Consider the following 26,393-nt stretch of genomic DNA (forward strand, 5'->3'; position numbering starts at 1 on the left):
AACGGTCATCTGCGGGTGGCCGTTTTCATGTCGGCTCGAACTTGCGCCGGGGAAATTGTTCCAAAGTCGCCAAACAGGTTACTTTGTCTTGGATAACAACCCCATGAGTCGCCAGGCGACCTTCCTTTTTTGCGGCGAAAGGAGACGCACATGATGTTTCCGGCCTTGAAAGGCTTACCTTTGCATCGTGTGATGATGCGTACCGTGACCGAGTTTCTCGACGACGAGATGTCGACCTACGCTTCGGCACTGGCCTATCAGATGCTGTTTTCGCTGTTCCCCTTCATTCTCTTCCTGATCGCCTTGATCGGTTTCCTGCACCTGCCGGACTTTTTCTCCTGGTTGCGCCTGCAATCGGAGCTGGTGCTGCCGCCCCAGGCCCTGGAGCAGGTCAACCCGGTGATCGACCAGCTCCAGCAATCCAAGGGCGGCTTGTTGTCCGTGGGTATCGTCATCGCCTTGTGGACCGCTTCGGCGGGCGTGCGGCTGATGATGAGCGCGATGAATGCCGCCTACGATGTGGTGGAAGGCCGTCCGGCCTGGAAGCGCTTCCCGCTGTCGATTTTCTACACGGTCGGCATCGCCGGCATGCTGCTGGCCGCTGCGGCGTTGATGGTGCTCGGGCCGCAGGTGATGGGCTGGATCGCGGCCCAAGTCGGCCTGGAGGAGTTCATCGTCACGCTCTGGACGATCGTGCGCTGGCCGGTGATCGTGTTCTTGCTGATGGTGGCCGTGGCACTGATCTATTACGTGATGCCCGACGTCAAGCAGGAATTTCGCTTCATCACGCCGGGGTCGGTGCTGGCGGTGGTGGTGTGGATCATCGCTTCCCTGGGGTTCGCGTTCTACGTCAAGACCTTTGCCAACTACAACGCCATGTATGGCAGCATCGGTGCGATCATCGTGTTGTTGCTGTATTTCTATATTTCTTCGGCGGTGCTGTTGCTCGGCGCGGAGATGAATGCGGTGATCGAGCACATGTCCACCGAGGGCAAGAACCCGGGTGAAAAGAGTGCGGGCGAGCACGAAAAACAGCATGTGTCGGGCCTGGGGCGCGACCATTCCATCCCTCAATCCCACCCTGACGAAGCCCGACCATGATCCGTGAAATCCTGAAAATGGGCGACGAACGCCTGCTGCGCATCGCCCCGCCGGTGCCTGCCGAAATGTTCGACAGCCCGGAATTGTGGCAATTGATCGACGACATGTTCCAGACCATGGAAAGTGTCGGCGGCGTGGGCCTGGCGGCGCCGCAGATCGGCATCGACCTGCAACTGGTGATCTTCGGCTTCGAGCACAGCGAGCGTTACCCCGACGCCGAGGCGGTGCCCCAGACCATCCTGATCAACCCGCTGATCACCCCCCTGGGCCCGCAGATGGAAGAGGGCTTCGAAGGTTGCCTGTCGGTGCCGGGCTTGCGCGGTGCGGTCGAGCGCTACCAACACATCCGCTATGAAGGCTTCGATCCCAAGGGCGAGCCGATCGTGCGTTACGCGTCGGGCTTCCATGCGCGGGTGGTGCAGCATGAATGCGATCATCTGATCGGGCGCTTGTACCCGTCGCGCATCACTGATTTCAGCAAGTTCGGCTTTACCGAAGTGATGTTCCCGGACCTGGACCCCACCGCCGACGATTGATTGCCGGACACAAACCTCTGTGGGAGCGGGCTTGCTCGCGAAAGCGGTAGGTCAGCTTGCATGGATGTTGAATGTGCCGCCGTCTTCGCGAGCAAGCCCGCTCCCACATGAGATATGTATTGCATTCCAGGTCAGGGTGTTTAGCTCAACCCCATCGCAATCATCGGCTTGCTGCGGGCATACCGGCTCAGGCGTTCGGCCATCGCATAGGGCAGTTCAGGGTCGAAACTGAAACCCCGCCGCTCATAAAAGCCGCGCAAGTCCGGGTGACAGAACAGCCACACCGGCTTGTCCACCCCGTTCACCGCTTCAGCGATCAATCGCGCGGCTATGCCCTGGACGCGGTACGCCGGGTCGACGAACAACCCCGTCAACCAATGCCCGCCCGACACAGGCCGCAAGCACAGGGCGGCGACGATCTCATCGCGCCGTGCCACCCACAGCTGCGCGTCACGCACCGCTTTCATCGAGGATTGGTGGGCGCGGTAAAACTTGTTCATCAGCGGCCAAAGCGATGCTTCGAGCACTGCGTAATGGATTTCGGACATGGCGGGGTCGTGGCGCAGAAGGGGGAGGCGATTATAAAAGAACGCGAGTGCGGCGATAGGTGTATACCTGACTTCACATCCCGTATGACTGGAGTACGTATCATGGCCAAAGGCATGGATTCAAAAAAAGCGGCAAAGAAAAAACCGGCAAAGACGGCCGATGAAAAGCGCGCCGACAAAAAAACCAAGAAGGTGAACCTGTTCGGTCATTGAACCGGTACCGACTTGGCGGGGCTCAGGTTGAGCTGGGGCGGTCACCCCAGCTCAAATGCTCTGGCCTGTACCGAGGCTCAAAGCGAGGCGAGAAACATGTCCGTGGCCGCGGCTTTGTCGCCTGTGCGGCTCTCCTGGGCCTTTTCCACTTGGGCCATCGCTGACTTGTCCTGCATGCGCTGGGCAATCTCCTGGCTGACCGCCATCTGCTTCTCGGGCGGCATCGCCTCGAACTCTTCCTCGGTAATGCCCATCTCTTCGAGAATGCTGTCGCGCAGGCGCTCTTCGGGCGTCTTGCTCATGTAGTCCTTGAACTGCGCCGTGGCGGAGCCGCCAAGTGTCGTGGCCTCTTCAGGCGTTGACGAAGCCACGGTCTGCAATTGCACGCGCGTCTTGGCGAACGCCTCATCCACCTTGTCGCTGATGGCGGTGGCGGCATTGACCTGTTGCGTGGCTCGTTGGGTGAAGGAATCCTGGACCTGGGCACTGCCCTGGCTGGCCTGGGCCTGGACGTTATCGCGCAATGCCTGCAACGCGGCGCTTTGCAGGCCGCTGGCGGCTTCGGCGGTGGGATCTTCGCCCGGGCGTTTGAGTGGCAAGATCATCGCTTGCTGTTTGGCACTGACCAACATGATGAACACCTGTGGGTAATGGCTGAGCGATGGGCAGGAGCAATTCCCATGCCGCCTGCGCAAGGCCCGTATTTCAAGGGGTGTGGGCAAGCGCGCGGCGAGGGGGGCGGCCAACCCTTGCCGTCCGACGGCATGGATCGACCGCTTGAGCGTGGCGCCTCAGGTGCTTTCGCGAACCTTGAGCTCGAAACCCAGGTCCACCACCGGCTGCGCGATGCGGTTGCCGGCCATCAGTGTCAGCATCTGTTCCGCGGCACGGCGACCGATGGCTTCCCGTGGGGTGCTGATGCTGCTCAGGCGCGGCACCATATGGGCCGAGGCGGGCAAGTCGTTGAAGCCCAGGACCGAGACCTGCTCGGGGATCTTGATGCCGCAGCGCAGTGCTTCGAACAGGGCGCCGTGGGCCAGGTCGTCGTTGCCGAAGAAGATCGCGTCGACGTCCGGGTGGCTGCCGAGCAATTGCAGGAACAATTCCCCGCCCAGGCCTACCGAGGATGGGCGCGGGGTCAGCAGCTCCAGGTCCGGGTCATACAAACCGGCTTGCTGCAGGGCGCGGCGAAACCCTTCGCCGCGCAGCAGAGTACGCTGGTCCAGTTGCGCGCCGATGTAGGCCAGGCGCTTGCGGCCCTTGGAAATCAAGTGCTCGGCCGCCGTTTCGCCAGCCTTGAGCTGGGAAAAACCGACGCAATTGAGCCCGGCGCCGGGGTCCAGTTCCATCATGTACACGCACGGGATATTGCTGGCCTCGATCATGCGCCGGGCGCTTTCGGTGCGGTCGAAACCGGTCAGCAGCAACCCCCGTGGCTGATAGGCCATGTAGTTGCGCAACAGGTCTTCTTCCTCGTCCCGGGAGTAGTGGTAGTTGCCGATCACCACTTCGAAACCCTTGGGCCGTAGCACCCGATGGATGGCTTCCAGGGTGTCGATGAACAACAGGTTGGACAACGACGGCACCAGCACCACCACTGAATGGCTCTGGGCCGAAGCCAGGGCGCGGGCAGCCGGATTGACGACGTAGTTGAGTTCCACGGCGGCCTGGCGGACTTTTTCCACCAGTTCCGAGGCGACGGTGCTGACGCCACGCAGGGCACGGGAGGCGGTGATGGGGCTGACACCGGCCAGGCGTGCGACTTCGTTGAGCGTGGGGCGACCGGTGGTGCGCGTATTCTTATCGTTTTTAGGGACGGTCATCAGGGCGGCTTGCCAAACAAAAATCAAGGCACTAAGGTAGCGCTGTCTCGACGCCGCTGCAAATGCGTGAGCGGGGGTTGCCTGATCCTCCGTCCGCGGGTGTCGTGAACGAACATGCTGCAACCACAAAAATGACAAGAAGGCGTCGGCAACTTCTGCTTTTGCTGCGGTGTCATAACTGGCAAAGGTAGCGCTGTCTGCGCGCTGAGGTGTTACATGAACAATCCCATCTCCGCCCTGGTCATCATGGGCGTTGCCGGTTGCGGCAAAACTTGCGTCAGCCAGGCCCTGTGCCAATTGAGCGGCGCCACCGCCATCGAAGGCGACACGTTCCACCCTGCGGCCAACATCCAGAAGATGAGCGCCGGTATCCCCTTGAACGACGACGACCGTGCCGGCTGGCTCGACAGCCTGTGCGACGAGTTGCGCCGTGTCGACGCCACGGGCGAGCGCCCGGTGCTGACTTGCTCGGCCCTCAAGCACAGTTATCGCGAGCGTCTGCGCAGCGCCTTGCCCGGCCTGGGCTTCGTATTCCTTGAATTGACCCCCGAAGTGGCCGCCGACCGCGTGTCCCATCGTCCCGGCCATTTCATGCCGTCGACCCTGATCGACAGCCAGTTCGCCACCCTTGAATCCCCTGTCGGCGAGCCCCTGACCCTGGCTCTGGACGCGTCCAGCCACAGCGTTGACGAACTGGCACAGCAGGCTTACGTCTGGTGGTTGGCCCACGGTTTGAAGCTGGTCAGCTGAGTTTCAAAAAATTTGCGTCAGAAAGATAGCGCTGTCCCGACGACTCATAAATAACTGCTTCAATAACAACAACAAATCAGGAGACACCTCCCATGTTCGGCATGTCCCACGAGACGTTCCTACTGCTTGATGCAGTGGTCACGGTGATCGGACTCATCGTCCTCATCACCAAGTTCAAATTCCACCCGTTCATTGCGCTGACCATCGCCGCCGCGTTCCTCGGCCTGACGTCGGGCATGCCGACCGGCACCATCATCAAGGCGTTCCAGGACGGCTTCGGTGGCGTGCTGGGCTTTGTCGGTATCATCCTGGCGCTGGGCACGATGCTCGGTAAAATGATGGCCGAGTCGGGCGGAGCCGATCAGATCGCCCAGACCCTGATCCGCGCCTTCGGCAAGGACAAGGTGCAGTGGGCGATGATGTTCGCCGCCTTCCTGGTGGGCATCCCGCTGTTCTTCGAAATCGGCTTCGTGCTGCTGATCCCGCTGGTGTTCATCGTCGCGCGTCGCACCGGCGTGTCGATCATCAAGATCGGTATCCCGCTGCTGGCCGGTCTTTCCGCGGTTCACGGCCTGGTGCCGCCGCACCCGGGGCCGTTGCTGGCGATTGGCATATTTGGCGCTGACATCGGCAAGACCATTCTCTATGGCCTGATCGTCGCGCTGCCGACCGCCATCATTGCCGGCCCGATCTTCGGTACGTTCATTGCCAAGCACATCCCCGGCCATCCGAACCAGGAGCTGGTGGACCAACTGGCCCGCGAGACGAGCGCCGCCGAGCTGCCAAGCTTCAGCATCACCTTGATCACCGTGTTGTCGCCGGTGTTCCTGATGCTGCTCAAGACTTTCGCTGACGTGGCGCTGCCGGACGGCAACCTCTTCCGCGCCTGGATGGACATGATCGGTCACCCGATCTCGGCTTTGCTGCTGGCGTTGTTGCTGTCGCTGTACACCTTCGGCTACAAGCAGGGCATCGGCTCCAGCCAGATGCTCAAATGGCTGGACGCCAGCCTTGCGCCGACCGCCGCGATCATCCTGATCATCGGTGCCGGTGGTGGCTTCAAGCAGATGCTGGTCACCAGCGGCGTGGGCGATGTGATCGGTCACATGGCGGTGAGTGCGCAGATCTCGCCGATCCTGCTGGCGTGGCTGGTGGCCGCAGTGATCCGTATCGCCACAGGTTCGGCGACGGTGGCGACCATTACCGGTGCCGGTATCGTGGTGCCGGTGGTGGGGATGATGCCGGGTGTGAACCGTGAGCTGCTGGTGCTGGCGACCGGTGCCGGTTCGTTGATCCTTTCCCACGTCAACGATGCGGGTTTCTGGCTGGTCAAGCAGTACTTCAACATGACCGTGGCCGAGACGTTCAAGACCTGGACCGCGATGGAAACCATCCTGTCGGTGGTGGGATTGATCTTTATCCTGCTGCTGTCGCTGGTGGTATAACCGACAACACTGTAGTCAATGTGGGAGCGGGCTTGCTCGCGAAGGCGGACTGACAGTCAACAAATAGGTTGAATGTTATATCGCCTTCGCGAGCAAGCCCGCTCCCACACCGATTTCTGGTGATCAACAAATCCAGGAAATACCCACATTGGGTTTTAGGTCAGGCGTTAGGTTTGCTTACCAACCCATCCGCCCGGAACATCCCACGGATCCCACGCACAGCCTGGCGAATCCGGTCCTGGTTCTCGATCAGCGCAAAGCGCACGTGATCATCCCCATACTCCCCGAACCCCACTCCCGGCGAGACGCAGACCTTGGCTTCGGCCAGCAGCTTCTTGGCGAACTCCAGCGAGCCCAGGTGTGCATAGGCCTCGGGAATCTTGGCCCAGACGTACATCGACGCCTTGGGGTTTTCCACCTTCCAGCCCAGCTCATGCAGCCCCTTGACCAGCACATTGCGGCGCTGGCGGTACTGCTCGGCGATGTCGCGCACGCATTGCTGGTCGCCTTCGAGGGCGGCGATGGCGGCCACCTGCAGCGGCGTGAAGGTGCCGTAGTCGTGGTAGCTCTTGATCCGCGCCAGGGCGTTGACCAGCTCCGGGTTGCCCACCATGAACCCGATGCGCCAGCCGGCCATGTTGTAGCTCTTGGACAGGGTGAAGAACTCCACCGCGATGTCCTTCGCCCCCGGCACTTGCATGATCGACGGGGCTTTCCAGCCGTCATACACGATGTCGGCGTAGGCCAGGTCGTGGATCACCAGCACATCGTACTGCTTGGCCAGGGCGATGACCCGCTCGAAGAAGTCCAGCTCCACACACTGGGCGGTGGGGTTGGATGGGAAGCCGAGGATCATCATCTTCGGCTTGGGAATCGAGCCGCGAATGGCCCGCTCCAGTTCGTCGAAGAAATCCACCCCTGGCACCAACGGCACCGAGCGCACCTGGGCGCCGGCGATCACCGCGCCGTAGATGTGGATCGGATAGCTGGGGTTGGGCACCAACACCGTGTCGCCCTGGTCCAGGGTGGCCAGCATCAGGTGGGCCAGGCCTTCCTTGGAACCGATGGTGACGATGGCTTCGGTTTCCGGGTCGATGTCCACTTCGTAGCGGTCCTTGTACCAGCGCGAAATGGCGCGGCGCAGGCGCGGGATGCCTTTGGAGGTGGAGTAGCCGTGGGTGTCTTCACGCTGGGCGACGGTGACCAGTTTTTCCACGATGTGTGGAGGCGTGGCGCCGTCGGGATTACCCATGCTCAAGTCGATGATGTCTTCGCCGCGCCGACGCGCAGCCATCTTCAGCTCGGCAGTGATATTGAATACATACGGGGGGAGTCGATCTATGCGCGCAAAGCGGCGCGGCGAACCTTGTTCGGCCATTGTTGCCTCGAGATACGTGAGCGCCCGGAACCGTCCGAGCGACGTTGGCCACTGCGGTGGCCTGCGGCGCAAGATAATCGGGCGGATGTCGGATTGTCCAGTAGCCGCGGCGAACTATTTTCGACGACACTGTCGCCCTGGCCGCGGCGCCATCGATGGTCGCAGCGGCTTGTTGAACCTGTCTCACCCAATCCTGATGGAACGAATGATGGAATTTTCCAGCGGCTTCCTGCTGAGCCTTTCGCTGTGCCTGGACATTGGCGTGGCCAATATCGCGATGATCACCCTGGCGATGCAGCGCGGCTATTTCCAGGGTTTCGCCCTGGGCCTGGGCACCTGCGTGGGCGATCTGATCTATGCCGTCCTGGCCTTGGCCGGCATGACCGTATTGCTGCAATACGAAGCGGTGCGCTGGGTGCTGTGGGTCGGTGGCTCGGTGCTGTTGCTGTACTTCGCGGCGAAGATGATCCACTCGGCGATCTATCACAGCGCAGTACTGGCCGAGGCCGGTGAAGTGCAGGGCAACTCTTCGCGCCAGGAGTTCTTGCGCGGGATTTTCCTGGCCATGTCATCGCCCAGTGCCATCCTCTGGTTCGCGGCAGTGGGCGGTACGCTGATCGCCCGTTCGGGCGGCGGAACCTTGCTCAGCTCGGCGCTGTTTCTCAGTGGTTTTCTCTGCGCCGGGCTGCTGTGGTGCGCGGCCTTGTGCCTGGCGGCGACCCAGGGCGGCAAACTGTTGGGGAATAAATTGTTGCGTTATTCCTATTGGGCATCCGCCGCGATTTTCTGCTATTTCGCGGTGTACGTGATTGTTTCTGGCTACAACGAGTTTGTAGGAAACGCCGTTACCGGGCCTCTGCCTGGCATCTGACAAGCGAAACGGCCCTGGCAATTCCGGTTTGGCTTCTATACTGCCAAGCCCGACTTCACGTTTTGCTGGAGTGTTGCCGCATGGAAAAGCCCAAACGCGATTGCACAGCCGTACCACGCTTTGAACAGGGACGTTTTCAACTCATCGCCGGCTTTGGTGCTCGGTTTACCCAGGACACCGCCCAAGACATCCCTCTGCTCTGGGAAAAGTTCCTGCCCTGGCTCGACAAGGTGCCAGGGCAGAAAGATGAAGTGACCTACGGTGTGTGTTGCAACCCGGACGGGCAGGGCGGGTTCGAATACATCGCCGGCGTGGAAATCAGCCGGCTCGACGATTTGCCGGACCAATACCGCTGGATCGAAATCCAGCCAGGCCATTACGCGGTCTTCGAACACAAAGGGCCGTTGAAAAAGCTGCCGGATACGTTCCAGTACATCTGGAACGAGTGGCTGCCCCAGTCCGGTTACGAAGCGGCGCAGGAGCCTGAATTCGAGCGCTACAGCGAAGACTTCAACCCCAGGACCGGCCAAGGCACCCTGGAGATCTGGATCCCGCTCAAGCCAAGCTGATTGACGCAGTCCCCTGTGGGAGCGCCTATCGATCGTTGATTCTGTTTGTCAGAACACCAACCCCATCCGCCGCTCATAACCGATGCGGCCCTTATAGGCTTCGCCACTGTCGACCCAGCCCAGTCGGGCGTACAGGCCAATGGCCGAGACGTTATCGGGATCGACCGAGAGCTCCAATCCGTGGATGTCCGGCCAGGCGCTACGTGCCACGGCGGGTAGTGCTTGCAGGCAGGCCTTGCCATACCCTTTGCCCTGGGCCCGGTGGTCGACTTGCAAGGCATGCAGGGTGGCGCTGTGTTCGTTGGCCCAGGCGGGCAGTACCGGCGGGCGCTTGAGCAGCAGGAAGGCCACCGGTACCTCCCCAGCCAATAGCGCAAAGCCCTTGACTCCCGGGCCGGGCCGGGACAGCAGCATGTGCAGGGCGCCATGGATATCGCCGGCGAACTTGATCTGCTCGGGGGAGAGTTCGATGGCGCTGACCTGTTCGCGTTGCAGCGCGGTCAGGTCTTCGTAAGGGACGAGTCGAGCGGTCACAGAAACGTCCAATGTTTGCCGACAGAATAGGGACTTGGATTCTAGCGAATTTTCTCTTTGAATATTTTTTGTTGGATTGTCGATTCGCTGTTTCTCCAAACGACAAAGGGTGTCTTCAACAAAAAACTGCGGAGAATCACCATGAATACCCAAGCCACTGAAACCCAGATCCAGGCCCTGATCGACACCTACCGCCAAGCCGTCATGGCCAAGGATGTCGAAAAAGTCATGGCGCTCTATGACGAGAACATTGTCTCGTTCGATGCCATCCAGGCCCTGCAATTCAAGGGCAAGACGGCTTACCGGGCCCATTGGCAAGCCTGTATGGAAATGTGCCCCGGCCCGCACAAGTTCGACTTTCATCAGGTCAAGATTACCCCGGCCGACAACATTGCCTTCGCCCACTGGCTGGCCTATTGCGGCGGCACCAACGAAAAAGGCGAGGAACAGGCCTGCTGGATGCGTGTGACGGCCTGCTACCAGCGTGTAGCCGGACAATGGCGGATTGTCCATGAACATTGGTCCGCTCCGTTCGACCCGATGGCCGGGACGGCGCTGTTCGACCTGCAACCCTGATCGTCGGTTTTTTCGCCGAGCGTCATTCTGCCGTCCATAGTTGATCAGTCCGAACACGGAGCCTTCCATGAAGTACCTATGCCTGGTGTATAGCAACGAACACACGCTGCACAACTCCCCCGACAGCCCGGAGGACGCCGAGTGCATGGCCTATGCCGAATCGATCCAGGGCAGTGGGCGCATGCTGGCCGCCGAAGCCCTGGAATCGGTACAGACCGCCACCACGGTGCGCATGCGTGGCGGCAAGCTGTCGATCACCGACGGCCCGTTCGCCGAAACCAAGGAGCAACTGGCGGGCTTCTACCTGATCGACGCCAAGGACCTCAACGAAGCCATCCAGGTCGCCGGCAATATCCCGGCGGCCCGGGTCGGTTGCGTTGAAGTGCGACCGGTACGCCAACTGAACCCCTGAACAACAATCACAAACAGGATTTCATTCATGAACCTCACAGCTGCCTTTTACGCGTTGTCCATCAGCCGGGTAATCGATCGCCAGGCACAGGAAACCATGGGTTTCCATGAGGGTTGGGGCCAGAGCCTGGGCCGGCTTGAGACGCTGGTTACCCAAGGCATGCCCGACTGATGTCGGTCGAAACGGTCAAGGCGCGGGTCGAGCAGGTTTATCGGCAAGACTCGCGGCGGATCCTGGCGACATTGATTCGCCTGCTGGGTGACTTCGATCTGGCGGAAGAGGCCTTGCACGAGGCTTTTTTCATTGCGGTCGAGCGCTGGCAGCGCGACGGTGTACCGGACAGCCCTCGGGCCTGGCTGGTGTCTGCCGGACGCTTCAAGGCCATCGACAGTTTGCGCCGGCGTGCGCGCTTCACTGCGTCCCAACCGATGTTGATCGCTCAAATCGAGGCGCTGGAGCAGGATCCGTGGAGTGACGAAGACGTGGAAGACGATCGCCTGCGGCTGATTTTTACCTGTTGCCACCCAGCCCTGGCGGCGGATGCCCAGGTGCCCCTGACGCTGCGGGAAGTCTGCGACCTGAGCACCGAACAAATCGCCCGGGCGTTCCTCGCCGCCCCGGCGGCCATTGCCCAGCGCATCGTGCGGGCCAAGGCGAAAATCCGCGATGCCAGAATCCCCTATCAGGTGCCGTCCCGCGCGGAACTGCCGGAGCGCCTGGACAGCGTGCTGCGGGTGATCTACCTGGTGTTCAACGAAGGGTATTCGGCCTCGATGGGGGCCGAGCTGACGCGCGAAGACCTCACGCGCGAAGCCATCCGTCTCGGGCGTCTGCTGATGGAGTTGCTGCCCGAAGCCGAGGTCATGGGGTTGCTGGCGTTGATGCTGCTGCACGAATCCCGGCGCCCGGCGCGAACGTCGTCGACCGGTGAACTGATTCTGCTGGATGAGCAGGTGCGATCCTTATGGGATGCCGAGCTGATCGCCGAGGGCTGTGCGTTGGTGGAAGCCGCGTTGAAAACCCGACGGTTCGGGCCGTACTGCCTGCAAGCGGCGATTGCGGCGGTGCATGCCGAAGCGCCGACGGCTGAGCAGACCGATTGGCCGCAGATCATCGGCCTTTATGATGTGCTGCTGCGGGCCGTGCCGTCGCCGGTGATCGAACTCAACCGCGCCGCCGCCCTGGCCAAGCGCGATGGACCGGAAGTCGGCTTGCGCCTGGTCGAGGCGATCCTGGAGCGTGGGGAATTACTCGACTATCACCTGGCCTATTCGGCGCAGGCGGAATTCTGTCGTCAACTGGGACGATTGGACGAGGCGAGGGCGGCGTACCGCCGCGCGCTCGAACTGACGCAGCAACTGCCGGAACGGCGGTTTATCGAAGGGCGGCTTGCGGGGTTGCAGTGATGAGCCACCAAGGACCTGCAAGCACCGAATCTGTGGCGAGGGGATTTATCCCCGTTGGATTGCGGAGCAATCCCAGAACTCTGTGCAACGCTGCCAGTTGTCGGCGAGCGCTGCGCACTCGAGCGGGGATAAATCCCCTCGCCACAAGAACAGCTTCGGCTTTATTTCTACTGAGTGACCTGCATCAGACAAAAAAAAGCGACCCGAAGGTCGCTTTTTTCAGCCAGCCGGCGTTGATCAGAACTCGTGATCAGCGTTGTCCGGGTTCAGGTCGCTGATGCCCAGTTTGCCCGCAGCCTGTTCGATCGAACCGGTCTGCTTGACCAGTGCGGCGATGGCGTCGCGCACGATCTGGTTACCGGCAGTGTTGCCGGCGGCGATCAACTGGTCGTAGTGCTCACCCTTGTTGGCGTGATCGACCATGACCTGGATCTTGGCTTCGGTGTCGGCCAGGTCGGCCTTGAGCGCGGTGTCCGCGGCCGGGTCGGCCTTGGCGACCAGGGACGACAGGCTGGCGCCGGTCATCTTGGTGCCGTCGACACGGGTGTATTCGCCCAGGTACACGTTACGCACGCCCTTGGCATCGTAGAAATGCGAGTTGTGGGTGTTGTCGCTGAAGCAATCCTGCTCGTCTTCCGGCGAGTTGGCTTCCAGGGACACCTTCATGCGCTCGCCCGCCAGTTCACCCAGGGACAGGCTGCCCATGCCGAACAGCATCTTGCGCAGGCCGCTTTCGGCCGGCTCGGCTTCCAGGGTGGCGCGGTAGTTGTCGGCCACGTTCGGCTTCCAGTTGCCGACCATTTCCTGCAGGTCATTGACCAGCAGTTGGGTCACGGACTTGAGGTAGGCACGACGACGGTCGTTGTGGCCGCCAGTGGCACCGGCGCCTTCCAGGTAATCCGAAGCGGGGCGATTGCCGGCGCCCGGGCCGGTGCCGTTGAGGTCCTGGCCCCACAGCAGGAATTCGATGGCGTGGTAGCCGGTGGCGACGTTGGCCTCGGAACCGCCCAGCTCGTTCAGGCTGGCGAGTTTTTCCGGGGTGATGTCCTTGACGTCGACCTTGTCTTCGCCAACCTGGACTTCGGTATTGGCGATGATGTTGGCGGTGGCGCCCGGATTACCCAAGGCGTGCTCGTAGGATTTGTCGACGTAGTCGATCAGGCCTTCGTCCAGGGGCCAGGCGTTCACCTGGCCTTCCCAGTCGTCGATGATGGTGTTGCCGAAGCGGAACACTTCGCTTTGCAGGTACGGTACGCGTGCGGCGACCCAGGCAGCCTTGGCGGCTTTCAAGGTATCGGCGTTCGGCTTGGCCAGGAACGCGTCGACGGCGGTTTGCAGGGTCTTCGCAGTGGATTCGGCATCGCTGTAGACGGCATAGACGATGTCGGCATAGTGCGCGACAACGGCCTTGGCGGCGGCTTCGTCGACTTTGCCGGCAGCAGCAGGGGCGACCGGTGCCGAGGTGCTGGCGGCCGGCGTTGGCGCTTGCGGCGCGGCGGCCTTGTCTTTGCCTTCGCCGCAACCGGCGAGGGAAATAGCGATGGCCAGCAAACTGGCGGTAGCCAGGGGCATACGAATCATGGCGAACATCCTGCTTCGGTGATGGATGGGACAGGCGCGAGGGTGCGCAAAACTGCGACATAATGCGAAAGATTTGCATTATGTGTAAAGGGTTATGGTTGTAAATATTTCTTATTTAATGAAGGGATCGGCAGCGTCTGTAGGAGCTGCCGAGCGAAGCGAGGCTGCGATCTTTCCCCTGCCAATCGAGTATGGAGCGAAAGATCAAAAGATCGCAGGCTTCGCCAGCTCCTACGGGAACGTGGCAGAAGAGAAGAATCAGAGGATGGACGCCTTGCTGCGCTCGGCCTGCTTCAGGTAAAGGCCCAGTTCACGTGCCGGCAGTGGTTTGCTGTAGTAGTACCCCTGACCTTCGTGGCAGCCCTCGGCGATGATGTAGGCTTCCTGCTCGATCGTCTCGACGCCCTCGGCAATGACCTGCATCCCCAGGCTCTTGCCCAATTGGATGATGGCCCGGACGATGGTTGCGTCGTCTTCGTCGTCGAGCAGGTCCTGTACGAAGCTCTTGTCGATCTTGATCTTGTCCAGCGGCAGGCTCTTGAGGTAGCTCAGGGACGAATAGCCGGTGCCGAAGTCATCAATGGCAATCAGCGCCCCGGAGCGACGCAGGCTCAGCAAGTGCTGGGCTGCAGTAGTGATGTCTTCCATCAGGCCGGTCTCGGTGACCTCCAGCTCCAGGCTGCGCGGCGGCAGCCGGTAGATCTGCAGGAGATTGTTCACCACCCGTGGCAGTTCGGCATGGTGCAGCTGCACGGTCGACAGGTTGACCGCCATGCGCAGATCGAGGAAACCCTGGTCGTGCCATTCGCGCAATTGCCTGCACGCCTGGTCCAGCACCCATTCACCGATGGCGATGATGGTGCCGTTCTGCTCGGCCAGGGGAATGAACAGGTCCGGCGGCACCAGGCCGTGTTCGGGATGGTGCCAGCGGATCAGGGCTTCAGTGCCCACCACCCGCAGGTCGCGGTAGCTGATCTGTGGCTGGTACACCAGGGAGAACTGCTCGCGGGCCAGGGCTTCGCGCAAGTCTTTTTCCAGCTCGCGGCGGCGGCGCATCTCGCTGTCGACGCTGGCAATGTAGAACTGGTAGCGATTGCGCGAGCGACTCTTGGCCAGGGTCATGGTCTGCTCGGCTTTCTGCAACAGTTTCTCGGTGCTGTCGCCGTCTTCGGGGAAGAGGGTGATGCCGATGGTGGCCCGCAGGCGGATTTGCTGATCGTCGATGGCGAACGGCGCTTCCAGGTCATCGAGGATGCTCTGGGCCAGTTCGGCGGCCTCGTAAGGCTGTTCGATGTCGGCCTGGACCAGGGCGAACTGGTCGCCCCCCAGCCGCGCCAGTGCGCCGAGCCGCCCACTGTGGGCCCGTAGTCGATCCGCCAGGGCCAGCAGCAACTGATCGCCGGTCTGATAGCTGAACTGTTCGTTGATGCCCTTGAAATCATCCAGCCCTACACACAACACCGCCACCCGACGTTGCAGGCGTCCGGCGTCCACCAGGATCTTGTCCAGTTGCTGTTGAAGTTGCTGGCGGTTGGGCAGGCCGGTGAGAAAGTCGTACTGGGCCATTCGCAGCAGGCTGTTTTCCGCTTCGTGACGCAGGTGTGTGTTGCGCTCGATGGATTCGAGCAGTTGGTTGGCTGTGTTGATCCACAGGCCCAGTTCGTTTTGCTCGTGGCCGCGCAACTGCGGGATCTTGTGTGCGCTGGGGCGATCGGGGTTGATTTCGGTCAGGTGCTCGATGATCCGCGACAACGGCTTGGTCAGCAGCCAGTGATAGACCAGGTACAGCACCAGGCCCATGGCCAGGGCCCGCAGCATCCCGGAGATGAAGATGATCACCGAACTGACGATGAACCCCTCGCCGTAGGTGGCCGTGTCGAGGGTAATGCTCAGGTCGCCGTAGTATTCGCTGTAGGGGCCACGTCCCACCAGTTGCGTGGTGAAGGTGCGCTCCTTGCCCAGGATCAGGTCGGTCAGCCAGCGGCTTTCGGAGTGCTGCAAGGGGCGGGCTTTTTCGGCGAGCATGGTTTCGCGGGGATGGCCGATGGAAGCCATGCGCACGGCTTGGTCCTGGAACAGGCCTTCGATCACTTGCATGCCCATTTCCCGGTCCAGGCTGTAGACGGCCTGGGTCGACGGATCGCGGAACATGTCGAGGATACGCTGGGCGTCACTGGCGACGGCCTGGTTGGTTTTGTAGGCATCGAACACGATCTGGGCGCAGCTCAAGACCATGCCAACGATCAATGCCGAAAGGAGCACGACCCGGAGCAACTTCACAGACAAGCTGTTCTTGAGTTCCAGCTTCAAAGAATGGTTCCTTGTTCCGTGCGGGTAGCGTCAAGTTGCCATGAGTATTGGCAATCCTGTGATGTCAGTCAAAGGGACAATCAAACACAAGGGTTTTCGCTTGAAACCTGGCCGATGTACGTTTTTTCCGGAGTGATTGCTCTATGACCATTGTGTCGGTTGAAAGGCACCGCAACTTGAGGCCTGTCGGGATTTTTTCTTGGGTTCCAGACACGACGTATTTGGCCTGCGATCAATTTTGTCGCGCAAAAAAAACCCGGCACGGTGCCGGGTTTCCTTTGTCTGGCATCGAGCTTAGGCAGTGAAGGCTTTGCCTTCGAACTGCTCGGCGACGAATTTCCAGTTGACCAGGTTCCAGAACGCTTCGACGTATTTCGGACGAACGTTGCGGTAGTCAATGTAGTAGGCGTGTTCCCACACGTCGCAGGTCAGCAGCGGGGTGTCGCCGCTGGTCAGCGGGTTGCCGGCGCCGATGGTGCTGGCCAGGGCCAGGGAACCGTCAGCCTTTTTCACCAGCCAGCCCCAGCCGGAACCGAAGGTGCCGATGGACGTCTTGCTGAATTCTTCCTTGAACTTGTCGAACGAACCGAATGCCTTGTTGATGGCTTCAGCCAGGGCGCCGGTTGGTTGACCGCCGGCGTTTGGCGCCAGGCAGTTCCAGTAGAAGGTGTGGTTCCAGACCTGAGCGGCGTTGTTGAAGATACCGCCCGAGGAAGTCTTGACGATTTCTTCCAAGGTCTTGCCTTCGAACTCGGTGCCAGGCACCAGGTTGTTCAGGTTCACGACGTAGGTGTTGTGGTGCTTGTCGTGGTGGTATTCCAGTGTTTCTTTGGAAATGTGTGGCGCCAGTGCGTCGTGTGGATAGGGCAGTGGCGGCAATTCGAAAGCCATGGTGATTCTCCTAATCAGGTCAGTTGCGGTGAGCGCAAGGCCGATCACGGGCGGCCAGACTAGCGCCGGGGAGTTTGTACTCTTTGCGGCGCAGGAGTCGGATCATAGCACCGGGGGTGCGGCATAACCACGCAACAACTGTGTGGAATAGAGGTTCCAGAGCGGTTTGGAATAATCAGCCGGCGACAATCAATTGCATCGCCACGGTAAACATCATCACCGCCACCAACAGGTCCAGGATCCGCCAGGTGCTTGGACGGGCCAACCAGGGGGCCAACCATGCGGCACCGATGGCCAGGGTGAGGAACCACAGCAATGAGGCACTGGCCGCGCCCACCACATAGGCGCCGGGCACGCTTTGCTGGGCACCGAGGGACCCGATCAGCAGCACGGTGTCGAGGTAGACGTGGGGGTTGAGCAGCGTCACCGCCAGCGCGCTGAGCAACACGGCCCGCAGCGAGCGCACAGCCTGTTTCTCACCCTGTTGCAGACTTTGCCTGGAACAGGCCCGGCGCAAGGCCTGGCTGCCGTACCAGAGCAGGAACGCCGCGCCGCCCCAACGGGCAATCGACAGCAATAACGGGCTCTGGGCCAGCAAGGTCGCCAAGCCGAACACCCCGGCGGCGACCAACAGGGCGTCGCAGGCGATGCATAGCGCCGCGACCGGCAAGTGGTGCTCGCGGCGCAAGCTCTGGGCCAGCACGAATGCGTTCTGGGCGCCGATGGCCATGATCAGCCCGAGGGCCACCAAAAGCCCGTTCACATAGCTTTGCCACATCGTTTTATCCCCCGGTCAATTGATGAATTGCTGGCCATTCTCCTGTGGTGAGCTGTATAAGAAAAACCAATATTGCTGATTGCTCATTAGGGAAACTGATGTTCGATTACAAATTGCTTTCTGCCCTGGCCGCCGTCGTCGAGCAGGCCGGTTTCGAGCGCGCGGCCCAAGTGCTGGGTTTGTCGCAATCGGCCATTTCCCAACGGATCAAGCTGCTGGAGGCGCGCGTCGGTCAGCCCGTTCTGGTGCGTGCCACACCGCCAGCGCCCACGGAAATCGGCCGTCGGTTGCTCAACCACGTGCAACAGGTGCGGCTGCTCGAGCGCGACCTGCAGAGCCTGGTGCCGGCGCTGGATGAAGAGGGGCTGCCGGAGCGTCTGCGCATCGCCTTGAACGCCGACAGCCTGGCAACCTGGTGGGCCGCTGCCGTGGGAGATTTCTGCGCCGACCATCACCTGTTGCTCGACCTGGTGGTAGAAGACCAGACCGTGGGCCTCAAGCGCATGCGCGCCGGTGAAGTGGCGGCCTGTGTCTGCGCCAGCGAACGCCCGGTGGCGGGCGCTCGCAGCGTGCTGCTGGGGGCGATGCGCTACCGGGCGTTGGCCAGCCCGGCCTTCATCGCCCGGCACTTTCCCGACGGCGTGCGGGCCGATCAACTGGCTCGTACGCCGGCACTGGTGTTTGGCCCGGATGATTTCCTGCAACATCGCTACCTTGCGTCCGTGGGCGTGGAGGGCGGTTTCGAGCATCATTTATGCCCCTCGTCCGAAGGTTTCATCCGTCTTGCCGAGGTGGGGTTGGGCTGGGGGCTGGTGCCGGAGCTGCAAGTGCGCGAACAGCTGGAACGAGGCGTGCTGGTGGAATTGTTGGCAGATAAACCGATCGATGTGCCGCTGTACTGGCATCATTGGCGCAATGGTGGGCAGTTGCTCGGCTTATTGACTGAGCGATTGATCGCAGCGGCAAGCAGCACGCTGCAAGCGGTAAGTGAAAAGCGCTTGGCTTGACGCTTGTGGCTTGTAGCTCGAATCTGATTTTTAGGAGCATGCATGAAGATTTTGGTCACCGGCGCGAGCGGCTTCATTGGCGGGCGCTTTGCGCGTTTCGCCCTGGAGCAGGGCCTGGATGTACGGGTCACCGGTCGCCGGGCCGAGAGCGTGGAACATCTGGTGCGTCGTGGTGCGCAGTTCGTCCAAGGCGATCTGAACGACCCTCTGCTGGCCCGCGACCTGTGCCTGGATGTCGAGGCCGTGGTGCATTGCGCCGGCTCCGTGGGGCTGTGGGGTCGCTATCAGGATTTCCACCAGGGCAATGTCCAAGTCACGGAAAATGTTGTCGAAGCCTGTCTCAAGCAGAAGGTGCGACGCCTGGTTCATCTGTCCTCGCCGTCCATTTACTTCGACGGCCGTGACCACCTCGGGCTGACCGAAGAACAGGTGCCCAAGCGCTTCAAGCACCCTTACGCCGCCACCAAGTACCTGGCCGAGCAGAAAGTCTTCGGCGCCCAGGAGTTCGGCCTCGAAGTGCTGGCCCTGCGCCCGCGTTTCGTGACCGGCGCCGGTGACATGAGCATTTTCCCACGCCTGCTGAAAATGCAGCGCAAGGGCCGACTGGCCATTGTCGGCAACGGGTTGAACAAGGTGGACTTCACCAGTGTGCAGAATCTCAACGAAGCGTTGCTCAGCAGTCTGCTGGCCACCGATTCAGCCTTGGGCAAGGCCTACAACATCAGCAACGGCGCACCGGTTCCGCTATGGGATGTGGTCAATTATGTAATGCGCCAGATGGAAGTCCCACAGGTTCGACGTTATCGTTCCTACGGCTTGGCTTACAGCGTCGCGGCCCTGAATGAAGGATTCTGCAAGTTGTGGCCAGGCCGCCCCGAACCGACGCTGTCGCGCCTGGGCATGCAGGTCATGAACAAAAATTTCACCTTGGATATCAGTCGCGCCCGGCATTATCTCGATTACGATCCGCAGGTCAGCCTGTGGACCGCCCTCGATGAATTTTGCGCCTGGTGGGGTGTCCAAACAGCCCGCTGATCGGCCCATCATGAACCGAGTGCCAGGTTCGGGGTCAATCGGTGCGGCGGGCGAGAGGGTTATACTCGCCGCATCAAGCCATTATCGGTTTCCCAAAGGTCGAACCATGCCCATGCGTAACGATGCCAACGACGACTTCGATGATGTACCGAGCCTGCGGATGCGGGCCGACATTCCCGATGACGATGATTTCATGCCCAGCCGCCAGCCTCACGTGCAAGCGCGCCCGGCGCCCGTTGCCGCGGCCAAGGTCAAGGGGCCCAGCACCGGGCCGCTGTGGGCATTGGTCGGCGCGCTGCTGTGTGCATTCGGTTTCCTGGCCTGGTGGAGCTTCCAGCAGATTTCCCTGATGGAGCAGCAGTTGGTGGCGACTCAGGAAAGCTTCGCCCGCATCAGCGAGGATGCGGCGGGGCGCTTGCAGGACATTTCCGGCAAGGTGGTCGCCGGGCAGTCCAACGTCATGAGCGACAGTGAAGCCTTGAAGCTGCAGATCAAACAGTTGGAGAACAAGCTGCAGGAACAGGGGCGGCAATTCGACGGCAAGCTGCAGGAGCAGTACAAACTACAGCAGGCCACGTTCGGCCCCTCTGCCGACCTGGACAAGGAATTGGCCCAGCTCATCGCCCAGGCCTCGGAACAGCAGAACACCAACACGCAGTTGCAAGCGTCCAACAAGGAGCTCCAGGCCCAGGTCAAGGCGCTGGCGGCTGAAGTGACCGCCCTGAGGAGCCAGGGCGAGGGTGGTGCCTTGGACGCCCAGCTCAAGAGCATCGGTGCTGACATCACCGCCCTGAAAAGAGCCACTTCCAACTCTGCCATCGACCGTCTGGAGCAGGACGTGATCGTGCTCAAGAGCCAGCAGGACAAGGGCGGCAACACGGCCGAGTTCGACGCCTTCCGCGGCCAGGTCACCCGTAACATCAACACCTTGCAGGCGCAGATCCAGAACTTGCAGCAGCAACTGCGCGCTGGGGCTCAATAAGCCGTTTGTGCGCGCATCATTTCTGAATGTGCCGCCGCTATCGCGAGCAAGCTCGCTCCCACACTGGAGGGTGCTGACCCTGTGGGAGCGAGCTTGCTCGCGATGACGTCCTGTCAGTCAATATCAATACCTCTGGCTCCCCAGGCTCCCCAGCAATCCCCTGAATACTCCAACATCACCCCACGCCGTCTACGCTCTTGAAACACCAACAAGAACGAGGGGCGCACGCATGGGTTTTTTTCACAGGATGGCCTGGCTGGGGGCAATGCTCATGCTGGGGCTGGCTCAGGCCCAGGCGGCCACTGCGGACGATGGCCAGGCGGCCCGGGCGCTGCTGGAGAAGGCCTTGGTCTATTACCACGACAACGGCGACAAAGCCTTTGCCGCCTTCAGTCGCCAAGGGGAATTCGTCGACAAGGATCGCTACGTGTTCGTGGTGGATACCCAAGGTGTGATGCTTGCCAGCGGCGGGCCGTCCTCGGCGTTGATCGGGCGGGACGTGTCCGAGGTGCTGGGGCCGGATTTGCGCAAAGCCTTCAAGGACGCCTTGAAAACCCCCGAGGCCAGTGGCATCCAGCAAGCCGAGTACCGCTGGCAGAACTGGGCGGACGGCAAGGTCGAGCGCAAGCATGTGTATTTCCAACGTATCGGCGAGCGAATCCTGGCTGTCGGCTACTACCTGCCCCGGGCTTCCGCCGAACAGGCCAGGGCGTTGCTGGACAAGGCCTCGGATGATCTGCTGAAAAACGAGAAGGCCACGCTGACGGCGGTCAACTCCCTCAAGGGCGGTTACCTGCAGGATGACTTGTATGTCTTTGTCGTCGACCTCGATACCCGGCGTTATGTCGGCCATGGCACCAATTTGCGCTTGATCAATACCGACTTCGCCAAGGTCAAGGACCCGGATGGCAAACCGGTGGGCGAGCCGATCCTGGCGTTGATCGGGAAACAGGGCGAGGGAGAGTACGAGTACCGTTGGAAGAATCCGGTGACGGGCAAGGTCGAGGATAAACACGCGTACCTGAAGAAGGTCGGGCATTTCCTGGTGGCGGTGGGATATTACAGTCCTTGAGGCTGAGGCTGAGGCTGAGGCTGATAGGGCCTTGTGGCGAGGGGATTTATCCCCGTTGGGCTGCGCAGCAGCCCCAGAATCCACCATGCGCCGCGATTGTCAGTTGAAACGCAGAGGGCTGCTGCGCAACCCAGCGGGGATAAATCCCCTCGCCACGTTGACCGTGTTCCCAGTCCAACATCTCTGTGTTCGGCAGGTTTGCACAAAAAAGCCCGCATCGCTGCGGGCCTTTTTCGGACTACTGCGGCAATCAGCCCGCCACCAGCACCCGAATCGCCTCCAGGCGTAGCGCCGCCTTCTCAAGCATCGCCAAGCCTTGCTCGCGCTGTTGGCGCAGGGCCACCAGCTCGCTGTCGCGCACGGTCGGGTTGACCGCTTGCAGGGCGGTCAGGCGGGCCAGTTCCTCGTCGGTATCGGCGGCCAGGCGGCGCTGGGCCTCGGCCACGCGTTCGGCGTGACGTGGGGCGATCTTCTCTTCGCCGGCATTGATTCGCGGTGTGAGCTGGTCGCGCTGGGCCTGGATGAACTTGTTGGCGCTGGCGCGGGGCACGCTTTCGAGTTGGTCGTTCAGGGTTTCGAACGAGACCCGGGCGGCCAGGTCGTTGCCGTTGGCGTCCAGCAGGCAGCGCAGGGCGGCCGGCGGCAGGTAGCGACCCAGCTGCAGCGAGCGCGGGGCAACCACTTCACTGACGTAGAGCAGCTCCAGCAACACGGTACCGGGCTTGAGGGCCTTGTTCTTGATCAGTGCCACGGCGGTGTTGCCCATGGAGCCGGACAGCACCAGGTCCATGCCGCCTTGCACCATCGGGTGCTCCCAGGTGATGAACTGCATGTCTTCGCGCGACAGCGCCTGGTTGCGGTCGTAGGTGATGGTCACGCCTTCGTCGTCGCCCAGGGGGAAGCTGGCGTCGAGCATTTTTTCGCTCGGCTTGAGGATCAGCGCGTTTTCCGAATGGTCCTCGCTGTCGATACCAAAGGCGTCGAACAGGGTTTCCATGTAGATCGGCAGGGCAAACTGGTCGTCCTGCTCGAGAATGGCCTCCACCAGCGCATCGCCTTCACCGGCGCCTCCGGAGTTGAGCTCCAGCAAACGGTCGCGACCGGTGTGCAGCTCAGCTTCCAGGCGCTCGCGTTCGGCACGGGCCTCGTCGATCAGCGCTTGCCACTGGCCATCGTCGGCTTCCTCCAGCAAGGGCAGCAGACGCGGGCCGAACTGGTGCTGCAAGGCGTTGCCGGTCGGGCAGGTGTTGAGGAAGGCATTCAGGGCTTCGTGGTACCACTGGAACAGCCGCGCTTGCGGGCTGGTTTCCAGATAAGGCACATGCAGCTCGATGGTGTGCTTCTGGCCGATCCGGTCCAGGCGGCCGATACGCTGCTCCAGCAGGTCCGGGTGTGCCGGCAGATCGAACAGCACCAGGTGATGGGCGAACTGGAAGTTGCGGCCTTCACTGCCGATTTCCGAGCAGATCAGCACCTGGGCGCCAAACTCTTCGTCGGCGAAATAGGCCGCCGCACGGTCACGCTCCAGGATGTTCATGCCTTCGTGGAACACCGTGGCCGGGATGCCGGAACGCACGCGCAGGGCATCTTCCAGGTCCATGGCGGTTTCGGCGTGGGCACAGATCACCAGCACCTTGGTGCGCTTGAGCATCTTCAGGGTGTCGATCAGCCACTCGACCCGCGGGTCGAAACGCCACCAGCGCTCCTCCTCGCTGGCGTCCGGCTGGGCCTGGAAGCTGACTTCCGGGTACAACTCGGCGTGATCGCCCAACGGCAATTCGAGGTATTCGTCCGGGCAAGGCAACGGGTAGGCGTGCAGCTTGCGCTCGGGGAAGCCCTGCACAGCGGCGCGGGTGTTGCGGAACAGCACGCGGCCGGTGCCGTGGCGGTCCAGCAGTTCGCGCACCAGGCGGGCGCTGGCTTCGACATCGCCATCATTGACGGCGGTCAGCAAGGCTTCGCCTTCATTGCCCAGGAAACCCTGGATGGTCTTGTGGGCTTCGGGCGAGAGTCGGCCTTTGTCCAGCAGCTCCTGCACGGCTTCGGCCACCGGGCGATAGTTTTCGCTCTCGGCGCGGAAGGCCTTGAGGTCATGGAAGCGGTTCGGGTCCAGCAGGCGCAGGCGGGCGAAGTGGCTGTCCTGGCCCAGTTGTTCCGGGGTCGCGGTGAGCAGCAGCACGCCTGGGATGGTTTCGGCAAGCTGCTCGACCAGGGCGTATTGCGGGCTGACCTGGTCTTCGTGCCACACCAGGTGATGGGCCTCGTCGACCACCATCAGGTCCCAGCCGGCGGCGAACAGCGCATCCTGGGCCTTTTCATCGTCCACCAGCCACTCCAACGCCACCAAGGCCAGTTGGGTGTCTTCGAACGGGTTGCTGGCATCGCTTTCGATAAAACGTTCTTCGTCGAACAGTGCGACCTGCAGGTTGAAGCGCCGACGCATTTCCACCAGCCATTGATGCTGGAGGTTTTCCGGTACCAGGATCAGGACGCGGTTGGCGCGGCCGGACAGCAATTGACGGTGGATGACCAGGCCGGCTTCGATGGTCTTGCCCAGGCCCACTTCGTCGGCCAGCAACACCCGCGGCGCAATGCGGTCGGCCACTTCACGGGCAATGTGCAGTTGATGGGCAATCGGCTGGGCACGTACACCGCCCAGGCCCCAAAGCGAAGACTGCAACTGGCGGCTGGTGTGTTCCAGGGTGTGGTAGCGCAGGGAGAACCAGGCCAGTGGGTCGATCTGGCCGGCGAACAGACGGTCGCTGGCCAGGCGGAACTGGATGAAGTTCGACAGTTGAGTCTCGGGCAGGGTGACGACTTCATTCTGCCCGTTGAGGCCGTGGTAGACCAGCAGGCCGTCGACGTCATCGACTTCGCGCACGGTCATTTTCCAGCCTTCGAAGTGAGTGATCACATCGCCCGGTGAAAACCGTACACGGGTAAGTGGCGCATTCCGTAGCGCGTACTGGCGAGTGTCGCCAGTGGCCGGATAGAGCACGGTCAACAAGCGGCCGTCCTGTGCCAGAACGGTGCCTAAACCCAGCTCGGCTTCGCTGTCACTGATCCAGCGTTGCCCCGGTTGATACTGCTGCGCCATGCTGCCTGACTCCCGCCTTGAAAAAGCCGGTTATCTTAACGGAAGGATCCTTCAGACCAAAGGATTTACGTACGCTGATTCATTACCAATGGCACGGAACTTACGCTTGCCCAGCGATCAAACAAGCTCGGCCCTGGTGAACGGTGCAATTGCCAACTGGGTCACAAGTTTCGGACCGGCGGTTCAAGCTGCCACTTTAGCCGCCGACAACCTGAAGACAGGAGAACTTTATGTTGCCACCCATGCTCCCTTTGAGCGCCGTACCCATCACCGCTCAACAGGATCCGGTTCGCCAGCGACCGGACATACCGCCCGTGGTCCCGGTGCAGCAAAGCTCCAATGAAAGCACCATTGACTTGCAAAAGCGCGACCCGGAAGAGACCGCGCTGCTGTTGCGCGAGGAGCAGCGTCGCCAGCAGGAACGCGACCGCCGCCGCCGCGAGGCCGATGAAGACCCAGAAGTACACCTCGCCGTACCGGGTACCGAGCTCAACGCCGACAACACCGTGCCAGTGGTGCCGCTGATAGACGACGAGACGCGCCAGGGCCTGTGGGTCGATATCCAGATCTGATCCAGGTGCCTGCCTGCACGCACAGGCTGGTCAACGCCGCCAACAGCCCGCATCATGGGCGCATCCGCAATTCACTGCACGATGCCCACACGCCATGAGCCAAGACGACAAGCTGATCGACCTCAGTGCCGAGCGCGCCAAGCGCGTTCACGACCTCAACGAAAAACGCCTCAATGAAGTCCGCCAGGCTTTCGAGCAGGCCATGCCGTTGGGTAAGTCCAAGAAAAAGCCGAAAAACAAACCGAAAAAGCGCTGAACCCCCTCGATCCATTGATGCAGATCAGTTATTTCCCCACCTTTGCGCCCCGTTGCGGGCGTTATTGACCCCGGTCAATTTTCATCCAGGCCTGATTGGTTACCTTGAACCCATCGCAACAGGGGCAAGACCAGGAGGCCAGTCATGTTTTTCGATAATGTGGTGTTTGCCGGGGTGTTGACGGTCGGCCTCATGTTCGTGTTTTTCGCAGGTTTCGGATTATTCATCTGGAAAGACGCACACAAGCGGAAAAAGCCGTAGGTCTTTCCGGCTACAACGAGCACGCAAGGCATTTTGGGCGACTTCGGTCGCCCTTTTTTTTGGTTCTTCACGGAATCCCGGGAAACACAGAAACAAGAACGCCGATTTGATTGATGATGTTCGTGCGAGCAAACACATCTAACAAACCGGCGTTCTTATGCGCGATATTAATACTTTCCTTCCTTTTTGGGAGGGCTTTTCTGTCGTCACGATCAAGCCTGATGGCGACGCGCTTCAGATCGACCTGATTCCCCATCCCACCCGATTCCCATCCTGCGGCGGGTGCCAGAAAACCTGTTCAAGCACTCATGAGTATTGCGAGCGTACCGTTCGTGACTTGCCGATTCTCGGTCGTGCGGTGCGCCTCCGCGTTTTGCTCAGGCGTGTTG

At 61.2% G+C, this 26,393-nt stretch carries 26 protein-coding genes and 2 pseudogenes; 18 read left to right on the plus strand and 10 right to left on the minus strand.

Annotated features, from left to right (window positions below; translation table 11 throughout):
* Positions 1–150 precede the first annotated feature (150 nt).
* Positions 151–1,101: a YihY/virulence factor BrkB family protein gene (locus BLP82_RS06090; protein ID WP_092166041.1), complete on the plus strand. Its 951-nt coding sequence runs from the start codon at positions 151–153 to the stop codon at positions 1,099–1,101.
* A complete protein-coding gene (def, locus tag BLP82_RS06095) occupies positions 1,098–1,637 on the plus strand; it encodes a peptide deformylase (RefSeq protein ID WP_060738850.1) in 540 nt (179 codons plus the stop codon). Before BLP82_RS06090 ends, def begins: the two co-directional genes overlap by 4 nt.
* A 140-nt stretch (positions 1,638–1,777) precedes the next feature.
* Here the strand turns inward: def and BLP82_RS06100 are convergent, their stop codons facing one another.
* From BLP82_RS06100 to BLP82_RS06110, 3 genes are all read right to left on the minus strand, one after another.
* The gene (locus tag BLP82_RS06100; protein WP_092166043.1) at positions 1,778–2,185 is read right to left on the minus strand and encodes a GNAT family N-acetyltransferase; all 408 of its coding nucleotides are present in this window, start codon (positions 2,183–2,185) and stop codon (positions 1,778–1,780) included.
* 290 nt (positions 2,186–2,475) lie between these two features.
* Positions 2,476–3,030 carry a hypothetical protein gene (locus tag BLP82_RS06105; RefSeq protein WP_092166045.1) on the minus strand — a complete coding sequence of 185 codons (555 nt, stop codon included), beginning with the start codon at positions 3,028–3,030 and terminating at the stop codon, positions 2,476–2,478.
* A 159-nt stretch (positions 3,031–3,189) separates the two neighbouring features.
* Entirely contained in the window at positions 3,190–4,221 is a 1,032-nt protein-coding gene (locus BLP82_RS06110) for an HTH-type transcriptional regulator GntR (protein WP_060738847.1), read from the minus strand.
* Between the two features lie 216 nt (positions 4,222–4,437).
* On the opposite strand from BLP82_RS06110, the gene BLP82_RS06115 reads away from it, so the two are divergent.
* Together BLP82_RS06115 and BLP82_RS06120 are read left to right on the plus strand one after the other, a co-directional pair.
* Entirely contained in the window at positions 4,438–4,971 is a 534-nt protein-coding gene (locus tag BLP82_RS06115) for a gluconokinase (RefSeq protein ID WP_092166046.1), read from the plus strand.
* Positions 4,972–5,063: 92 nt separating this feature from the next.
* Positions 5,064–6,416 (plus strand): GntP family permease, encoded by a 1,353-nt coding sequence (locus BLP82_RS06120; protein WP_060738845.1) that lies wholly within the window; start codon positions 5,064–5,066, stop codon positions 6,414–6,416.
* A gap of 160 nt (positions 6,417–6,576) precedes the next feature.
* Here BLP82_RS06120 and alaC read toward each other — a convergent pair whose 3' ends face one another.
* On the minus strand, positions 6,577–7,794 hold the full coding sequence (gene alaC / locus BLP82_RS06125; protein WP_092166047.1) for an alanine transaminase: 1,218 nt from the start codon (positions 7,792–7,794) through the stop codon (positions 6,577–6,579).
* Positions 7,795–8,002: 208 nt separating this feature from the next.
* On the opposite strand from alaC, the gene BLP82_RS06130 reads away from it, so the two are divergent.
* Both BLP82_RS06130 and BLP82_RS06135 read left to right on the plus strand, forming a co-directional pair.
* Positions 8,003–8,665, plus strand: a complete 663-nt coding sequence (locus tag BLP82_RS06130; RefSeq protein WP_092166048.1) for a LysE family translocator — start codon at positions 8,003–8,005, stop codon at positions 8,663–8,665.
* A gap of 80 nt (positions 8,666–8,745) precedes the next feature.
* Positions 8,746–9,234 carry a GyrI-like domain-containing protein gene (locus BLP82_RS06135; protein ID WP_092166049.1) on the plus strand — a complete coding sequence of 163 codons (489 nt, stop codon included), beginning with the start codon at positions 8,746–8,748 and terminating at the stop codon, positions 9,232–9,234.
* 48 nt (positions 9,235–9,282) lie between these two features.
* On the opposite strand, the gene BLP82_RS06140 is transcribed toward BLP82_RS06135, so the two are convergent.
* Positions 9,283–9,768 (minus strand): GNAT family N-acetyltransferase, encoded by a 486-nt coding sequence (locus BLP82_RS06140; protein ID WP_092166050.1) that lies wholly within the window; start codon positions 9,766–9,768, stop codon positions 9,283–9,285.
* 141 nt (positions 9,769–9,909) lie between these two features.
* Between BLP82_RS06140 and BLP82_RS06145 the strand changes: the two genes are divergently transcribed.
* The 4 genes and pseudogenes from BLP82_RS06145 to BLP82_RS06160 all read left to right on the plus strand — a co-directional run bounded on the left by BLP82_RS06145 (position 9,910) and on the right by BLP82_RS06160 (position 12,162).
* Complete coding sequence (locus tag BLP82_RS06145) at positions 9,910–10,344, plus strand: YybH family protein (RefSeq protein WP_092166051.1); 435 nt, start codon at positions 9,910–9,912, stop codon at positions 10,342–10,344.
* Between the two features lie 67 nt (positions 10,345–10,411).
* The gene (locus tag BLP82_RS06150) at positions 10,412–10,756 is read left to right on the plus strand and encodes a YciI family protein (protein WP_003198606.1); all 345 of its coding nucleotides are present in this window, start codon (positions 10,412–10,414) and stop codon (positions 10,754–10,756) included.
* Between the two features lie 75 nt (positions 10,757–10,831).
* Positions 10,832–10,927, plus strand: a pseudogene (locus BLP82_RS06155) (polyketide cyclase); the annotation flags it as partial.
* A complete protein-coding gene (locus BLP82_RS06160) occupies positions 10,927–12,162 on the plus strand; it encodes an RNA polymerase sigma factor (protein WP_092166052.1) in 1,236 nt (411 codons plus the stop codon). The pseudogene BLP82_RS06155 and the gene BLP82_RS06160, both read left to right, overlap by 1 nt.
* Positions 12,163–12,399: 237 nt before the next feature.
* On the opposite strand, the gene BLP82_RS06165 is transcribed toward BLP82_RS06160, so the two are convergent.
* The 4 genes from BLP82_RS06165 to BLP82_RS06180 all read right to left on the minus strand — a co-directional run bounded on the left by BLP82_RS06165 (position 12,400) and on the right by BLP82_RS06180 (position 17,722).
* The gene (locus BLP82_RS06165) at positions 12,400–13,743 is read right to left on the minus strand and encodes an imelysin family protein (protein ID WP_060738837.1); all 1,344 of its coding nucleotides are present in this window, start codon (positions 13,741–13,743) and stop codon (positions 12,400–12,402) included.
* 258 nt (positions 13,744–14,001) lie between these two features.
* Positions 14,002–16,053, minus strand: coding sequence for a putative bifunctional diguanylate cyclase/phosphodiesterase (locus BLP82_RS06170; RefSeq protein ID WP_092166053.1), 2,052 nt, complete (start codon positions 16,051–16,053; stop codon positions 14,002–14,004).
* A 294-nt stretch (positions 16,054–16,347) separates the two neighbouring features.
* Complete coding sequence (locus tag BLP82_RS06175; RefSeq protein WP_060738835.1) at positions 16,348–16,944, minus strand: superoxide dismutase; 597 nt, start codon at positions 16,942–16,944, stop codon at positions 16,348–16,350.
* A 175-nt stretch (positions 16,945–17,119) separates the two neighbouring features.
* Positions 17,120–17,722, minus strand: a complete 603-nt coding sequence (locus tag BLP82_RS06180; protein ID WP_092166054.1) for a LysE/ArgO family amino acid transporter — start codon at positions 17,720–17,722, stop codon at positions 17,120–17,122.
* A gap of 98 nt (positions 17,723–17,820) precedes the next feature.
* Between BLP82_RS06180 and BLP82_RS06185 the strand changes: the two genes are divergently transcribed.
* From BLP82_RS06185 to BLP82_RS06200, 4 genes are all read left to right on the plus strand, one after another.
* Positions 17,821–18,729, plus strand: a complete 909-nt coding sequence (locus tag BLP82_RS06185; protein ID WP_060738833.1) for a LysR family transcriptional regulator ArgP — start codon at positions 17,821–17,823, stop codon at positions 18,727–18,729.
* A gap of 42 nt (positions 18,730–18,771) precedes the next feature.
* Entirely contained in the window at positions 18,772–19,764 is a 993-nt protein-coding gene (locus tag BLP82_RS06190) for an NAD-dependent epimerase/dehydratase family protein (protein ID WP_092166055.1), read from the plus strand.
* Positions 19,765–19,870: 106 nt separating this feature from the next.
* The gene (locus BLP82_RS06195; protein WP_092166056.1) at positions 19,871–20,746 is read left to right on the plus strand and encodes an ATPase; all 876 of its coding nucleotides are present in this window, start codon (positions 19,871–19,873) and stop codon (positions 20,744–20,746) included.
* A 229-nt stretch (positions 20,747–20,975) separates the two neighbouring features.
* Positions 20,976–21,818: a cache domain-containing protein gene (locus BLP82_RS06200; protein ID WP_092166066.1), complete on the plus strand. Its 843-nt coding sequence runs from the start codon at positions 20,976–20,978 to the stop codon at positions 21,816–21,818.
* Positions 21,819–22,068: 250 nt separating this feature from the next.
* Here BLP82_RS06200 and rapA read toward each other — a convergent pair whose 3' ends face one another.
* Positions 22,069–24,915, minus strand: a complete 2,847-nt coding sequence (gene rapA, locus BLP82_RS06205) for an RNA polymerase-associated protein RapA (RefSeq protein ID WP_092166068.1) — start codon at positions 24,913–24,915, stop codon at positions 22,069–22,071.
* A gap of 230 nt (positions 24,916–25,145) precedes the next feature.
* Between rapA and BLP82_RS06210 the strand changes: the two genes are divergently transcribed.
* The 4 genes and pseudogenes from BLP82_RS06210 to BLP82_RS31365 form a co-directional block, all read left to right on the plus strand.
* Positions 25,146–25,487, plus strand: a complete 342-nt coding sequence (locus BLP82_RS06210; protein WP_060738828.1) for a hypothetical protein — start codon at positions 25,146–25,148, stop codon at positions 25,485–25,487.
* 94 nt (positions 25,488–25,581) lie between these two features.
* Positions 25,582–25,743 carry a hypothetical protein gene (locus BLP82_RS31150; RefSeq protein WP_092166070.1) on the plus strand — a complete coding sequence of 54 codons (162 nt, stop codon included), beginning with the start codon at positions 25,582–25,584 and terminating at the stop codon, positions 25,741–25,743.
* A 144-nt stretch (positions 25,744–25,887) separates the two neighbouring features.
* Positions 25,888–26,004 (plus strand): cytochrome c oxidase subunit CcoM, encoded by a 117-nt coding sequence (ccoM, locus tag BLP82_RS31840; protein ID WP_025212288.1) that lies wholly within the window; start codon positions 25,888–25,890, stop codon positions 26,002–26,004.
* Between the two features lie 157 nt (positions 26,005–26,161).
* Positions 26,162–26,393 (plus strand): annotated as a pseudogene (locus tag BLP82_RS31365) (ISL3 family transposase); the annotation flags it as partial.

This window comes from Pseudomonas sp. NFACC37-1 (assembly GCF_900101575.1).
Lineage (GTDB): Bacteria > Pseudomonadota > Gammaproteobacteria > Pseudomonadales > Pseudomonadaceae > Aquipseudomonas > Aquipseudomonas fluorescens_AA.

Coding starts and splice junctions, on each gene's coding strand:
- BLP82_RS06185 (WP_060738833.1), top strand. CDS start 17,821: ATGTTCGATTACAAATTGCTTTCTGCCCTGGCCGCCGTCGTCGAGCAG.
- BLP82_RS06145 (WP_092166051.1), top strand. CDS start 9,910: ATGAATACCCAAGCCACTGAAACCCAGATCCAGGCCCTGATCGACACC.
- BLP82_RS06160 (WP_092166052.1), top strand. CDS start 10,927: ATGTCGGTCGAAACGGTCAAGGCGCGGGTCGAGCAGGTTTATCGGCAA.
- BLP82_RS06100 (WP_092166043.1), bottom strand. CDS start 2,185: ATGTCCGAAATCCATTACGCAGTGCTCGAAGCATCGCTTTGGCCGCTG.
- BLP82_RS06210 (WP_060738828.1), top strand. CDS start 25,146: ATGTTGCCACCCATGCTCCCTTTGAGCGCCGTACCCATCACCGCTCAA.
- def (WP_060738850.1), top strand. CDS start 1,098: ATGATCCGTGAAATCCTGAAAATGGGCGACGAACGCCTGCTGCGCATC.
- BLP82_RS06150 (WP_003198606.1), top strand. CDS start 10,412: ATGAAGTACCTATGCCTGGTGTATAGCAACGAACACACGCTGCACAAC.
- BLP82_RS06165 (WP_060738837.1), bottom strand. CDS start 13,743: ATGATTCGTATGCCCCTGGCTACCGCCAGTTTGCTGGCCATCGCTATT.
- BLP82_RS06175 (WP_060738835.1), bottom strand. CDS start 16,944: ATGGCTTTCGAATTGCCGCCACTGCCCTATCCACACGACGCACTGGCG.
- BLP82_RS06195 (WP_092166056.1), top strand. CDS start 19,871: ATGCCCATGCGTAACGATGCCAACGACGACTTCGATGATGTACCGAGC.
- BLP82_RS06180 (WP_092166054.1), bottom strand. CDS start 17,722: ATGTGGCAAAGCTATGTGAACGGGCTTTTGGTGGCCCTCGGGCTGATC.
- BLP82_RS06190 (WP_092166055.1), top strand. CDS start 18,772: ATGAAGATTTTGGTCACCGGCGCGAGCGGCTTCATTGGCGGGCGCTTT.
- BLP82_RS06115 (WP_092166046.1), top strand. CDS start 4,438: ATGAACAATCCCATCTCCGCCCTGGTCATCATGGGCGTTGCCGGTTGC.
- BLP82_RS06105 (WP_092166045.1), bottom strand. CDS start 3,030: ATGTTGGTCAGTGCCAAACAGCAAGCGATGATCTTGCCACTCAAACGC.
- BLP82_RS06135 (WP_092166049.1), top strand. CDS start 8,746: ATGGAAAAGCCCAAACGCGATTGCACAGCCGTACCACGCTTTGAACAG.
- BLP82_RS31150 (WP_092166070.1), top strand. CDS start 25,582: ATGAGCCAAGACGACAAGCTGATCGACCTCAGTGCCGAGCGCGCCAAG.
- ccoM (WP_025212288.1), top strand. CDS start 25,888: ATGTTTTTCGATAATGTGGTGTTTGCCGGGGTGTTGACGGTCGGCCTC.
- BLP82_RS06130 (WP_092166048.1), top strand. CDS start 8,003: ATGGAATTTTCCAGCGGCTTCCTGCTGAGCCTTTCGCTGTGCCTGGAC.
- BLP82_RS06110 (WP_060738847.1), bottom strand. CDS start 4,221: ATGACCGTCCCTAAAAACGATAAGAATACGCGCACCACCGGTCGCCCC.
- BLP82_RS06090 (WP_092166041.1), top strand. CDS start 151: ATGATGTTTCCGGCCTTGAAAGGCTTACCTTTGCATCGTGTGATGATG.
- rapA (WP_092166068.1), bottom strand. CDS start 24,915: ATGGCGCAGCAGTATCAACCGGGGCAACGCTGGATCAGTGACAGCGAA.
- BLP82_RS06200 (WP_092166066.1), top strand. CDS start 20,976: ATGGGTTTTTTTCACAGGATGGCCTGGCTGGGGGCAATGCTCATGCTG.
- BLP82_RS06120 (WP_060738845.1), top strand. CDS start 5,064: ATGTTCGGCATGTCCCACGAGACGTTCCTACTGCTTGATGCAGTGGTC.
- alaC (WP_092166047.1), bottom strand. CDS start 7,794: ATGGCCGAACAAGGTTCGCCGCGCCGCTTTGCGCGCATAGATCGACTC.